Origin of the sequence: Paenibacillus sp. (assembly GCF_048976745.1) — a bacterium.
GTDB lineage: Bacteria > Bacillota > Bacilli > Paenibacillales > Paenibacillaceae > Paenibacillus.
In genome coordinates this window covers 202,978-217,620 of the sequence record NZ_JBHGUU010000009.1, presented here as the reverse complement: position 1 = coordinate 217,620, position 14,643 = coordinate 202,978, and the positions used below count along the sequence as shown (strand labels likewise).

General features: G+C 47.3%; 9 protein-coding genes. 2 read left to right on the top strand and 7 right to left on the bottom strand.

From position 1 onward, the window contains the following. Positions 1-107: 107 nt before the first annotated feature. The 7 genes from ACE3K2_RS16570 to ACE3K2_RS16540 form a co-directional block, all read right to left on the bottom strand. Positions 108-1,262, bottom strand: a complete 1,155-nt coding sequence (locus tag ACE3K2_RS16570; RefSeq protein WP_421892333.1) for a response regulator — start codon at positions 1,260-1,262, stop codon at positions 108-110. Positions 1,263-1,287: 25 nt separating this feature from the next. Further along, positions 1,288-4,320 (bottom strand): histidine kinase, encoded by a 3,033-nt coding sequence (locus tag ACE3K2_RS16565; protein ID WP_421892330.1) that lies wholly within the window; start codon positions 4,318-4,320, stop codon positions 1,288-1,290. A gap of 192 nt (positions 4,321-4,512) precedes the next feature. Then, entirely contained in the window at positions 4,513-6,891 is a 2,379-nt protein-coding gene (locus ACE3K2_RS16560) for an S-layer homology domain-containing protein (RefSeq protein WP_421892326.1), read from the bottom strand. Between the two features lie 19 nt (positions 6,892-6,910). Beyond that, entirely contained in the window at positions 6,911-8,404 is a 1,494-nt protein-coding gene (locus tag ACE3K2_RS16555; RefSeq protein ID WP_421892323.1) for a dockerin type I domain-containing protein, read from the bottom strand. A gap of 178 nt (positions 8,405-8,582) precedes the next feature. Next, positions 8,583-9,410, bottom strand: a complete 828-nt coding sequence (locus ACE3K2_RS16550) for a sugar phosphate isomerase/epimerase family protein (RefSeq protein ID WP_421892320.1) — start codon at positions 9,408-9,410, stop codon at positions 8,583-8,585. Positions 9,411-9,542: 132 nt separating this feature from the next. Next, positions 9,543-10,865, bottom strand: coding sequence for an LLM class flavin-dependent oxidoreductase (locus ACE3K2_RS16545; RefSeq protein ID WP_421892317.1), 1,323 nt, complete (start codon positions 10,863-10,865; stop codon positions 9,543-9,545). Beyond that, the gene (locus ACE3K2_RS16540) at positions 10,847-12,043 is read right to left on the bottom strand and encodes an MFS transporter (protein ID WP_421892315.1); all 1,197 of its coding nucleotides are present in this window, start codon (positions 12,041-12,043) and stop codon (positions 10,847-10,849) included. Before ACE3K2_RS16540 ends, ACE3K2_RS16545 begins: the two co-directional genes overlap by 19 nt. Before the next feature lie 363 nt (positions 12,044-12,406). Here ACE3K2_RS16540 and ACE3K2_RS16535 point away from each other — a divergent pair, with 363 nt between their 5' ends. Further along, positions 12,407-13,312 carry an ArsR/SmtB family transcription factor gene (locus tag ACE3K2_RS16535; protein ID WP_421892311.1) on the top strand — a complete coding sequence of 302 codons (906 nt, stop codon included), beginning with the start codon at positions 12,407-12,409 and terminating at the stop codon, positions 13,310-13,312. Between the two features lie 56 nt (positions 13,313-13,368). Next, positions 13,369-14,619, top strand: a complete 1,251-nt coding sequence (locus tag ACE3K2_RS16530) for an MFS transporter (protein WP_421892309.1) — start codon at positions 13,369-13,371, stop codon at positions 14,617-14,619. Positions 14,620-14,643 lie beyond the last annotated feature (24 nt).

Below are 14,643 nucleotides of genomic sequence, written 5' to 3'. Positions count from 1 at the left end.
CATATAAACAAAAAACGTGTCGCTGGAAGGCATTCTCCAGGACACATTGTATTGGCATTTCAGATTGTCACACACCGGTTGAATTATTCCACCTACTTTTTCATCGTTCAGGCTTTGATCTGTTCATACAAACGCGTGGTCATAGCAGAAGGTCGAATATGAAGCTCACTTAATCGTGTCTCCAGATCGCGATAGATGCGCAGGACATGATCATGGTTACCCATAAACAAATACGCTTGCATGGCACAACGGTAGGCTTCTTCTTCATAAGGGGAATGCCCCATGGCACGCTCTGCTGTCTCTGCCGCCTTCTTGCCGTTATCCAGCTCCAGATATTTCCCGGAAAGTTTCAGCATCAATTCCAACGCACCCCGCTCCAACTTCTGGCTAAGTTCAGACATCCAGAAATAATCTTCCTGCGGAAGCAGTTCATCCTGATACATATGCAAAGTCCGCTCTATTTGAGTCAGTGGAACCTCCTCCTCACGCTGCATCCGAAGCACAAGTTCCAGCACATCATATACGTCAGCCCGGATTCGCTTTTTGTCCAGCATGTAATGCTCATTCTTGTAGCTGACCATCTGCTCCATACCCATTTTCTTTAAGTTTTTTCTCAGCAGACTGACACAGGTATGCATATAGATTTTGGCCTTTTCGTAACGCTCATCAGGCCACAAATGATCAATAATGCGATCCCGGTGAACAACACCGGTGGCCGGGTCATGTAACAGCAAATAAGCAAATAGTTCCTTCTCCTTCGCTGTACGCCACATGACCATTTCACCGTTCGTAGGCGTGACACGAAATTTTCCAAGCATTTGTACAAATAATTGATTGGGCTCATGGCTGTCCATCAGCGAGTGCCGGACTGGTTGCGCTGCAGATGGCTTAACGGCGGTTCCCTTATCCTTCAGCAGTCTGTCAATGGTTTTGGACAATCGCCCCATCTCAATCGGTTTGAGCAGATAATCCAGAGCCTCATGTTCAAAAGCAGAAACAGCATAATGATCATAAGCCGTTGTAAATATAATGACCGCATCCGGTTCGACCTCATGGATGTTCGCCGCAAGTTCCAATCCGCTCATGCCCGGCATCTCAATATCAAGGAACCAGATATCCGGTCGTGTATGCTGAAGTGCCTCAAGTGCCTCGAATCCATTCACCGAACGACCTGCAATGTGAACCTCTCCCGTTCGAATCAGAAACATCTCCAGCATATTCAGAGCATGCGGCTCATCGTCCACCAAATAGGCCTGCAACACGGTATGTCCCCCTCATTTCTATTTATCATTGATACGGAAATCTAATGGTCACCTTGGTACCCCGACCTTGTTCACTCTCAATCACAGGTGCTTGTCCGTTCATATGTTTCAGTCGTCTCTGTACATTTTGCAGGCCAATGCCTTGTTCTGCATGACTTCGATCCATAATAAAGGCAACCTGATTACCAGACATGCCAACACCATCATCCTCAACCACCACTTGAACGCTATCCTCATATCTTCGAATGAACAAGTGAACGGTGCCGCCGTCAATCTTCTTGGATACGCCATGCCGGATGGCATTTTCCACCAGCGGTTCGATCAGGAGCGGCATGACTTTACAGGAATACAATGAGCTGTCCACGTCCAGCTTAACCTGTAGCCGTGAACCAAATCGCTCCTGCTCTATCTCCACATAGGCCCGAATTAACTCCATCTCTTTACTGAGCGGAATCAACTCCTCCGTGTTATCCAGATGGAAAAGTATACGCAGATAACGACTGAAGCTGCCTAACAATTCCCCGGCTCTCGGCCCGTCCGTAAAACATAACGACATGATGGTGCCTAGCGCATTATACAGAAAATGCGGCTTGATCTGCGAACGCAGAAAGGCCATCTCGTTATTCGCCGCTTCTTTCACCAGTTGCTTCATGCCAAGCAATGTATGTATCCGGACAAGAATTTCCCCAGCATCCAGTGGCCGGGTTATAAAATCATTGCCGCCGGCCTGGATGCATGCCTCGATATCTGCTGGTGTACTGCGCATATTAATAAACAGAATCGGCAAATCGACCTGACTGAACTCCGTCCGAATCTGTTTGCACAGCTCATATCCAGTCACCTCAGGCAGCATGGCGTCAACAATCACCAGATCAGGAAACTTTCCACCAGCCAGCGCAGTCCGAACCTTCACATCAGAGTCTGCGAAGCTTAGATGGAAGCCTTCTGTAGCAAGCAATGTATTCAATTGTTCCATATCTACGAGATCAGATGTCGCAATTAATACGTGGGCTGAAATCACGCTTCCCACCTTTTTCTCCTCCTTCACATCAGTCTCCTGCGTTGCGGCTATCTCCGTCAAATCTTCCATGTTGGTGTTAGCTGCGCAAGGAAGCTCAATCATGATTGATGCATCTTCATCGTTCATCACGAGTTTTCCTCTCATTGCACTGACCATTTCCGATGCAACAGCAATTCCAGCTGCAACCTCATCCGCATGTTGTTGAGCAGAGTCTGCATTCTCACCATGTCCAGTAATCCGATCTGAATCTGCTTCCAGAAGAAGAATAATTCGCACTTGATCCAGATGCCTTTCACACGCCAGTACCAGCTTCCCTTGGTGATGTTGTCCCATCATGTGGTAAACCAGGTTATACAGCACTTGCAGCAGCCGACTCTCATCCGCCATGACATAGCGTGCTTCAGGCTCCAGCCTGCGAATCATAACAATGCTTTTGCCAGAAGCCAGAAATCCAAGCACTTCCGTAACCAGCGAAAGGCAGGAAACCAAATCAACGCTCCCCATGGAGAGTTTTATGCTGCCATCCCTGAATCTGGATATATCGATCAGATCATTGACCAGATTGGACATCCGGTACGCCGTATTGCGGATAAGCTGAAGCTTGCCCCGAATCTCCGATTCATTCGTACGTCTCAGTGATGTTGTCAGAAGGGAACGGGACAGATGAATAATGCTATGGAGCGGTGAGTTTAGCTCATGGGAAGTCAGCAGCAAGAACTCATCCTTGGCTTTGTCCGACATTTGAAGTTGATGAGTCAGTTGCTGCATTGAAGCATATGCCTGCGTGTATTGATAGATCAGTAACATGGCAAAGGCACACAAAATCACAAGCGTTGTACAGTTCAGCAGTACCTGACTGATCGGGTACCATGTCACAATGATTCCAAGCACATAGTTGACCAGCATAAGCCAGATGCAGATGATAAGCAATTGAGCCTGGGACCGACTCCGGTTACCGAACCTTGCCCGAACATATTGATGTATAATAACCATGAAAGCCAATGCATAGGCACACAGATTAATGGCGTACATACTCTCCTGAATAATGGAATATACACGAAATGGTAACAGCGCAATTAATGCCAGGTATACAGCCATTACCATGCTTGGTACCTGAAGCCACCTTTTTAACACGGGTGCGAGATCAGGAGTAAGTCTCCAGGTAATCATGCTGACAATCACAGACACGCCGTATACCGACATGTATTTCAATTTATATGCCAACTCAAAAGGAATGTCTGGCAGCAGCTGCAACAGCAAACGCTCCCCGTTGGTCACTACCGTTAAGGCGAAACCGATGAAGAACAACGCATACAACAGCTGAATTCCATCCCGATGCAGGCGAACATACAGATACAGAAACAACAATCCAAAGATCACCACAACGCCTATAATCAATAGCTCTAGTCCGGATTGAATGATCGTTCTTGCTTCCATATGACTGCCTGTTCCGAGATCCATTGAGTTATAGATGCCGCCACTACGAAAATCAAAATTGGCTACTTGCAGCACAACTTCAATCTCTGTACGTTCAGGGTGAAAATAGACCGTATAAGGTTCATTGCGCGGTATGTACGATGTGACAGATGTTCCTGGCTGACCGGAACGATTCATCAACTTGCCATCCACATACATCGCATCCGCGAAGCGAACATAACGTTTGGCAATAGCCAGCACTTCATCTTGCGGCACGTTTCGCACAATCAAGCGGTAAGTTCCATAACTTTTGCCTTTCATGGGATATCCCTGACTATTCTTCTCGTCGTCCCAATTACCTGGCACTTGCATCATGACAGGTTTATTAGGCGTGCTATGAATCTGCTGCGGTGAGAGCAACTGTTCCGGATAGAACTCCCACTCTCCATCCAATGGTATGACAGATTGTTTCGTCCATTCCACACCTGCCATGTCCAGAATCCCCTGCCTGGCCACAGGCTTTTTGTGTCCACCGGAGATCTGCCATGTAACCACTAGCGCAAGCAGCAGGGTCATAAGTCCGATCCCTAACATAAATCGATCCGTTCTGATGACTGTCATCTCTCTTTCTCCAGTAAACGTCCATCTTGCAACATAGCGTTATTTTCCCACTCCCACCTAAAGCTGTCCATCCTTTTTGCAAACCACAATATAACGATGAAAAAAAGGCATCCGCAGATGCCTCCTGGACTTCATCTGATGCTGCTCGTCCCCAGCTGAAGACAGGGACAAGCAGCATCAGCAATCTACATTTTAATGCTGGGATGCAGCCTGGATCGCGCCATAAGCCCAGTGATCTACAGATACATCCTTCCATCTGGAAGTACCGGACAGATCCGGCTCGATCTTCACCAAACGATTCAGCAATGTAACCGCTTCTGCTCGTGTCACAGCATCGTTTGGACGGAATGTTCCGTCTTGCGACACACTCATGACTCCCGTTGCCAATACACGTTGAACCGCCTCGCGGGCCCAGTGCAGGGTCATATCCGTAGCTTCGTTTGGCAAAGTTGTTGTTGCTTCAGTTGCTTCTGCATTGGCATCGGCAGCTGACTCTTGAATTGTCAAAATTCGTTCGATAATGACAGCCATCTCGGCACGTGTGATAGAGCGTCCTGGCGTGAAATCACCCTTAGCATTACCACGCATATAACCTGCTGCAGTCGCCTTTGTAATCGCTTCGCGTGCCCAGTCTGCAACAGGCATATCCCGATAGGATGAACTGAGCGTAGCTTCATCGCTGTCCGACGGTAATACGCGAGACAGCAGAGCCGCCATTTCAGCACGTTGAACCGCCTGATTCGGTCTGAACGTACCATCGGCATAACCTTGAATATACGCTGAAGAATTGCTGCCATTCATGAGAATGATGGAAAATGTGCTGAACTTGGTGACTTCAAACTCAATTCCCGGTTGATCTGTTCCATTAAACTTAACGATTTTACCCTTAACGAGTTCCTTGGTCCCATCACTATGTTCAATAAATACTTGCAGCTTGTCCAGTTCCTTCTGCGTCAGATTCGTATCCCTGATCGGCAGCACAACTGTCACTGGACGACTGCTCATATTCGTCTCAATCGTCATTGGACGACCTACCAAGCGGAAATCGGCGCTATCGGTTGACTGTTTGACGATTAATGCATCCTTCTGTATACGCTGTTCCACTGCCTCACGTCCAGCGGCATCCTTGATCGGAACGAGGTGGAAAAATACGTCCGAGTCCAGCCCTTGCAAAGAATTGGACGGAAGTTGCAGAGAAGCGTTATCCGTTTCAATATACAGATTCATCTTCTCATTGGCCATCAGTGAAGTAGACTTGGCCGGAAGCTTCACGTTCAGTTCGGATACCTCATCCTTTTCATCCGGAATCATGATCCGGGCCACATTCGAACCTGCCTTCTTCAGGCTTTCAATTGCACGAGATGTTTGCTCGGCTGTCAGATTCACCTCGTCTTTTTTGCGTCCATCTGCCCCTGTGGTTCTCTCGATAATCGTTTCCGAAACAACAGCATTGGTATTCCGTTCATTGGTCACATTTACTGTAATTTTCTCGGAAGTGCTTGCAGGCGTGGATGGTGTTGACGAACCACCGGATGAACTTCCTGAACCGGACGAACCCGGATTGGATGGTGTTACTGGCGTAACTGGCTCACCAACGACCGTAATCTCACCTGATACGGCCTGTTTATTCATTTCAATCGCATCAGCATCCGTAACAGTGAAGTGTTCGAGTAGTGTCTCGTTGACAAACTCCACCGGATACTTGCCTGCAACAGCATTGGAGGTAATTGTGAATTCAATTTTGAACAACGTCTGGTAGGTCTCGAACGCCGGGATAGGACTTAACCCTCCATTTTCATCACTCCAGCCCACGATAAGAGATCCTGTCTCATTATTCGCATGATGTCGTATTCCCGGACTGCCTGTAACATCAGTCACTTGCAAAGCTGCCGGGTTGAACTTCAAACGTACCCCGTAAGAGCCGATTGGTTGATTAAGAGACACCGTATCGACCGATAGCGTTACCTTGTCACCCGCTTTTCCTTGTGCAGATCCGATGTAGACAACCACATTCCCAATCGGCTTCTCATCGGCCAGCACAGTAACTTGCCCATTTTCCCCAGTCACCTGAAACGGATCCAATTCCTCTACTAATGCGCTCGCATGCAAAGTTACTGAACTTGAACCAACAGCCGCATTCTCTTTAATTTTAAAATGAAGGGAATACAGCGCCGTGGATTCCTGAATGTAACTTTGCGTTGTCATGATCACTGAGATATACCCTGGAGCAGACGTATCCTCAGTTAGGCTGACTCCCTGATAATTTCCATAGGCTTGGCGGTTTACAACCTCGTCCCCTTCCACGGGTTCAAGCACAGCCGAATCATAGGCAAAGGACAGTTCAGAGTGATAAAAAGAAAATGCTGAGCCTTTTGAATCATAAGATACAGGAACTTCGACGATGTCTCCTGGTTTGCCGGATACTTCTCCGATATGAATGACAGGATCTACACTGGCCTGTGCCTGAGGAAGCCACGAAAAGATCATGGAAACCGTGAGCAGCATAGTCAGAAGCGCCTTCATGGATCGTTTGGATTTTACAGAAATTAAATGCCCTTTTTGGTTTGGCAAGATAGTCACTCCCTTCTAGTTATAAATTAATTCCCAAGTAAACGCCCATAATCAGGGCTGAATCTTCGGCATCCAGTACACCATCATCATTCATGTCCAATGCTTCAATCTGTTCTGGTGTAAATGGAATCAACCCTTTGATATATTTATTGACCAATAACGCATCAGCTGGTGTAAGCAAACCATCGCCGGTAGCATCACCTTTGATTCGCAGCATGATTGTGACATCCACGCTATCTGAGAATACAGCTCCATTCTTGGCCTGCCAACCAAACGTTGTCTTGATCCCTGTAAAAGCTGAAGCAGGAATGAAGGCCAATGTGTTCAACTCCGCAACAGGAATAACCTGATTCTTCACAACATCAACGCCGTTCAGCTGCAATATGCCGCTGTCAGGAAGAGACGTAATGCGTATATCCGTCATTGGCCGTTCCTCTGGGTCGGCATAATTAGTTTCAAAATCGGCGGATGTAAAGGTTACTGGCAGCCCTTGTTTAACCATTTTGGAAAATGCGCCCGCAGCCGGTTGAGGCGTATTTTCCTGGCTGAGACCCAGAATACGAGCAGAAGTTCCGTCTGCACTGAATACAACAATCCGGTCTCTCGCTGTATCAGCCATATACAATTCACCTTTTGGTTCAAAAGCAATCTGATTACTGAGATCAATGGGATATGCCTCGTTTCCACTCACCCACGTACTCAGAACAGGAGTGTTAGGATATACGAAGCCTTCATAGCCAGTTTGCATAATATGATTCTCGCTCACAACGTATAAACGTTTGTTAACCGAATCGCGTGACAGATCTCCAAGTTTGTCTGTTGAATTCTGTATGCTGGCAAAGGGGTAAATCATCACTCCCTGCCCATTGGTATACCATACCTGATCCCCAGTTCCCTGGGTTGCGCCAGAGTATTCTGAGAATGCGCCACTCAAACCTCCCCATCCCTCGTGTCCCAAAGCGAAGTTTGCCAATGTGCCATATCTCGCTGGAGCATTATTCATTTCTCTATACACGTTGAAGAAAACGTACAGTCTTTCATAATCGCCCTGCTTATATCGAATTAAGTTTCGAATGTAAGGCTGCTTATCCTCATCTGGATGCGGATACAACGAAAATTTACGCATAACGTCTATAGGCTGTCCGTTCACAGTACCATTCTGATTAAAGATATGTACTTTTGCAGCTGCTCCGGATTCAGCAGCGTAGATTAATCCATCGTTACCCATCGTTACCGCCGTTACATTATTGACCTCTATCGTCGATAGTACCTCACCTTCCGGCGTAGCCCGAATAACCCGATTGTTGCCGCTATCTGCGATGAGCATCTCTGTTTCACCATCAGCCGCCGTGTAGAACTCAATATCCGTAGGTCGACTTAATGAAACTGGACCTGTTGCAGCCAGTACCGATGAAGATGGAAAAACCACGCTTGTGAGTAATGTAATGACAAGAGCAAGCACACTCCATCGTGTTCTCTTGACTCTTGCTCCCTTGTTAGTATGTAGAATCAACTGGTCTCCTCCTTAATTTTCTGATGACGTTCTGAATCAATATAACAAGCCGCTCTTAACAATCACTGAACATAAACAGGTTTGGGAGGATTGAAAACAAACACAAAAAAAACGACCAGACCAAACGGAAACCCGTTTACTCCAGTCGTTCTGTTCGATTATGTTTCCTCCGCATGATTCAGATCGCTGCAAATACCTGATCAAAGCCTGCTTTCGATTTGGCAAACCGTGCCTCCACATCCAATTCGGATGCCGGTGCCAGTACCTCTTGAGCCACGACACCGTTGTAACCAATGGCCTTCAGGTTTTTCAGAAAACCTTTCAGATCAATTACACCTTCCCCAGGATACAAGCGTTCTCCATCCTTCAATTCCTCGATCGGCAAATCATAAGCATCATTGATATGCACATGAACAATCTGCTCTTTCTTCAGCTTCAACAGATCTTCCATCGGTAGACCATTCGTATGCCAGTGATAGGAATCTACGAGCAAGCCTACGTTAGGCGCATGGATCGTATCGATCCAGTCCAGGGTATCCTCCACACGCCAGATAAACGGATTTTTCCATTGCGTACGCAAATGATGGCATCCCACAAACTCCAGACACAACTTGATTCCGTATGCATCCAAGATGTCTGCGCAGAGTCTCAAGCGTTTTGTAGCCGCTGCCATAAATTGCGCTGCCGGTTGATCCGTTGAGGGCAAGATATACGTGCAACAGCTGTAACAGTCCAGCGAAGCAGAGGCTTCAGCCATAGCGACCAACGATTGTAATCCCTCACGAAATTTCTCATCTGTCGTTCGCCACTCCACTGTCAGACCCGATGAACCGATGATCACCTGATTACTCTCCAGCAGATGTTTCGCCCGTTCCTTACCATACGTTTCAATCAATGAGAGCGGATTCAAATCGACAGATCCGAAGCCGTGCTTGGCCGCCTCTGTGATATATTGTTCATCAGACTCGATGTTGCCCAGTCCCGCATTCGTTAACCCTCTAATCATCCCAATCTCCTCCTGTGACTCGTCTGGAATTGAAGCTTGTTTATCATTTTATAATAGCAGTACTCCCCGAAAAAGAAACCATCAAAAAGAACGGCAACACGTTAAATTAACGTCATTACCGCCCCATCTCTTCTATCTCACACGCTCTAACGTATACCGGTTACGTGGAATCTGAAGACCCAAATTCCCTCGGAGTGTCTCGTGTTCATATTCTGTACGGAAGAGACCTCGTTCTTGCAGAACCGGAACAACCAGCTCCACGAAATCTTCCAATCCATTGGGCACCACGGTACGAACATTGAATCCGTCTGCCGCTTCGCCTTCAAACCATGCCTGAATCTGATCTGCGATCTGATCCGGTGTACCAATGAACGATGTACGTGGGGTAGACGCCAGCAACGCGACTTGGCGCAAGGTCAGACCTTGTTCTCGTGCCTGTTGCTTGATCTTGTCTGTTGTACTGCGGAAGCTGTTGCTGCCGATCTCCCCAATCTCGGGGAAGGGTTCGTCCAGCGCGTACTGGGAGAAGTCATAATGATCGAAGTAACGTCCCAGATAGTTCAGCGCCTGCTCAATGCTCACCAGTTCCACAATTTCCTGATATTTCTGCTCCGCCTCTTCCGCTGTTCTACCCACAATGGGGCCGATGCCAGGGAAGATCAAAATATCCGTTGCCTGACGTCCATATGCCACTGCTCTTGCCTTCACATCCCGGTAGAACTCCCTTGCTTCCTCCAGCGTCTCATGTCCTGTGTATACGGCATCCGCCGATCGGGCAGCCAGATCTTTACCGGATTCGGATGAACCTGCCTGGAAAATTACCGGATGACCCTGCTTCGAACGCCCTACATTAAGGGGGCCCTGTACGGAGAAGTGCTTTCCCTTGTGATTTAGCGTATGCAACTTGGCAGGATCGAAGAATACGCCCTGTTCCTTGTCTCCGACAAAGGCATCGTCCTCCCAGGAATCCCAGAGACCTTTGACCACATTCAGATGTTCTTCCGCAATTTCGTAGCGCAGCGCATGGTTTGGATGTTCGCCTTTGCCAAAGTTCAGTGCCGATCCTTCCAGAGGTGAAGTCACCACATTCCATCCGGCCCTCCCACCACTTAATTGATCCAACGAAGCAAACTGCCGTGCAACCGTGAACGGTTCACTATAGGAAGTAGACAATGTAGCAACCAGCCCGATGTGGGAAGTTGCCCCGGCGAGTGCGGACAGAAGCGTCAGAGGTTCGAAGCGATTGAGAAAATGAGGATTGGACTTCTCGTTGATGAAGAGGCCATCTGCAATAAAGAGCAGATCAAACTTCCCTTTTTCCGCAATACGCACCTGCTTCTTGTAGAATTCCAGACTAACACTCGCGTTAGTGGGAATATCCGGGTGACGCCAAAAGGAGATGCTGTTACCTACTCCGTTCAGATTGGCTCCCAATTTTAATTGTCGTTGCGACATATATATTCCTCCCTATGTTGTGGTGATGATACTGCCCAAGCCGCTCCCAACAATACAATCCCTGTAAATAGAAAAATATACGGAATGCCGATCCATCCACCGAGCAAACCACCGATTAACGGCCCAAGCACAATGCCGAACTGACTCGCCGTCTGACTCAGACTGACAGCCCTCCCGCGAAAATCGTGATCAGCATATTTGATAATCAGCGCATTAAGCGCCGGATAGACCGCCGCAAAGAACAAACCATAAACAAATCGCAGGCTGCCAAAATAAATCAGATTATTTGCTGTCATTTGCAGCAGACTGCCAATTCCGCCACCAATCAGACCGATAAACAGCGTTTTCTCGTATCCGATCCTGCCACCAATCTTGCCCCAGCGGGGTCCCATAATAACGGTTGCTACACCAATCGCCGAGAAGACAATGCCCGCACTAAGTGTCGCACTGCCAACATCCCCGCCAATCTGCACGACATAGAGCGTCAGCACTGGTTCGATGATAAGCACGGAGGTCGAGACTAGTAGAATCAAAACGTAAATTCGCATCAAACCGGGCGTAGAAGCCGCTCTTTTCAAATCCCCTATGATCCTCGTTGGAACGATCATACGAGCTTGTCGTGACTCCTTCACACCGAGGACCATTAGAGCTGCGAGCAATGTAATCACAGCCGAGGCAATGAAGCATCCCCGCAGTCCGATCCAGTGACTCAACACACCACCGGCAAGAGGACCAAGAATCCCACCCGCAGCGCTGGCCGTGGAGATCACACCAAGTGCGTAACCCACATGTTTCTCCGGAGTATTGGTACCGATCAGTGTAATCGAGGCGGGATGAAAACCAGCCATCAGTCCCTGAAAGACCCTCACTGCGATAAACGTATATGGATCATATACAAAAAAGTTAGCCAGATGCGCAATACCTAGCCCAACCCCTGAACGGACGAGCATCAATTTACTGCCATATTTATCAGCCAGTGATCCCCAGAAGGGTGCGCATAATCCACTGATCAGAAAGCTGATGGAGATCGAAATACCCGACCAAGCTTCCAGGCCGCTCTGGATACCGAGATCATTTTGCAGGAAGATAGGAAAAAACGGAACGGTACGCCATATGATTAAAAAACAGGCCGAACCACAGAATATACAGATTTCGTTTCCATTGTGGCATCTTGGCATTCTCCATACTATATAATTCCTATATAAAAAGTAGGTTATTATCCATATTAGGGTAACGTCATCGGAAAGTATAATAGAAAAGTTCAATAGACCCATTCAAGAATTAAATGAATGGGCTCTTCCTTTGTTTCGTATGGATTTTCGGGAACACCCATGGACTTTCACATCATCGGCGTAAATAAAATCCTCTCGTTAAGTGGTATGTTTTTCACTTCCCCTTCTGGTGAAACGTTTTTGTGGAATGAAGATAGTTCGTACGATCATGGGAAATTTATGTTGAAACAACAAGTAAGTTCGTATAATATAAAATAAATAATTAGTTCTATAAATATAGAACTCAATACAGGAAGGAACTAAACTCTTATGAACTACACAGTAGAAGTTGATTTTGCACCAATTTATGAATGCGTAAGCACCCTGAGCGCTTTTATGGGTAAACAAAATCATACTAACCTGGATGCCGGGAAGCGATGGGTTCGTGATGTACAGGATCAATTCCCACCAGCCAAACTTCAACAAATGCGAGATACGATGAAAGCCACAGACAATTTCAGCCTTGCGCCATATATATGGAGCTGTTCAGGGGAACGTTCAGTGAATCATTTTTTGAATTGGCTTGAAGATTTGTCCTCAGGCCAATTGTATGACATCGCCGCTCGCTTTAAGTTATCTGTCCCCTCCAATCTGCCAGAATTGCGCAGTCGGACATCCGAAGTGCTACGAGAATGGGATGCTCAGTATTTTGGGCAGATTGATCCGGCAATTATGGAGGGACTCTTTTTGGAAGCTGATTCGAGACGTTCCAGTCTGAACGGGACGAATAACCAAGAAGTATACGAACAAGCTACACAGGGCATGAGGATATATCCCAACGATATGCTAAAACAAATAATCCTCATCCCTCAATATCATGCTCGTCCATTTGTCACCTCAGTGATCTTTGACGAGATGATCTTTACTAATTATTCTTGCGATATTCTGCCAACAGAACCGGGACGACCAGACCCTGGGTTACTGCGTCTAACGCGGGCCCTGTCCGATGAAACCAGACTGTTCATCTTACGACTACTGGCTGGTAAACAGCTGACCTTCACTGAAATTGTCCGTGAGGTTGGACTGTCCAAGAGCACGGTGCATTACCATCTAATAGCCTTGCGAGCAGCCGGACTGATTATCGTGCATTATGATTTCAAAAACACCGAATATAGCCTGCGCTTGGAAGCTCTGAACAACCTTCCACTGCAGATTGGAGCTTATATTGAAGGTTGAATTCATGCATTTCCTTCACCACAAATTGCACTATTCTATCATACGGAGGAATCATAATGCTGAAGCGAAGTTACTACGGTTTATTGGCTACTGTTACTCTTAGTTCTCTCGGTGATGTATTTGGTCTTTTGGCCATGGAATGGCTTGTTTATGAATTAACTGCCTCTAAGCTAGCCATGGGTGCTATGGCAATAAGCTTCAGCATTCCCGAGGTAGCTTTCCGGCTACTTGGATCACCGCTGTCCGACCGACTGCATCGTGGACGGTTCATGGCTGGACTGGCTACAGTACGATTGCTGGCTCTTTTGTTGCCACTAAGTATGGGTATTGCGGGCCAATTACAACTTTGGCATCTATTTCTCGCTACATCACTTAGCGGAACTTGCTCCTCCCTATTTATGCCAACGGCCATGGCTGTTGTACCTGGCGTAGCTGGTAAACACAAACTGCTGCGGGCATTCGCAGTGATCGACGGCTGTCGAAATGCCGCTGCTTTGCTGGGACCAGCCTTTGCGGGAGCGCTAACGGCTGCATCCGGAGCGTTACCGACACTTGGCATCAATGCTATTTGCTACATTGCAGCCATCACCGCACTGCTCTATCTGCCCACAATGCAGAAACCAGCAGCTCAAGCATCTTTTTCTCGCAAAGCTTATATCCGAGATATTGGAGAGGGCTTCTCTTTTTATCGGCGATTCCCAGCCATGTTCTCGATTATGGTAATGGTTTCGATCAGCAATATGTCCTCTATAGCCATCTGGACCATGATGATTCCTTTTGTCCGCGAAGTGTTGAACCGGGATGCCGCAGCCATGGGCACTCTGACCACCGCTTCTGCATTTGGTACACTAGCAGGACTAGCTATTATCTCTTGGATGGGTGAAATCAAGAGACGACGCATGGTCATGCTGTGCAGCTTAGCTGCGATTGGGCTGTTTAACGCTTTGTTGGGACTATTTCCGAGTTACCCATTTGCACTTATTGCCTTATGTGCCGCAGGAGCAGCAGGGCCTTTCTTCAGTTCTCTAAGCTCTTCGTTACATGGTACGCTTGTGCCTAGTTCTCTACAAGGCCGGGTTAATTCAATACGATTCCTGATTAGTGGAGGATTACAGCCCGTAGGCGCTTTTGCAGGTGCAGCGGTTGCAGAAGTCTATGGCCTTCCCTTCCTATTTCTGTCTTTAGGTCTTCTTCCTTTCATCTGTTCGATAGCTGCCTCATTTCTCCCGAACCTGAAAGATTTGAATGGCGATCTCGATACTCTACTACATAAGCCATCCAATAAAGTTCATACTACAAGCAGTTAATAACACTAAAAGCGCCGTCCCTTT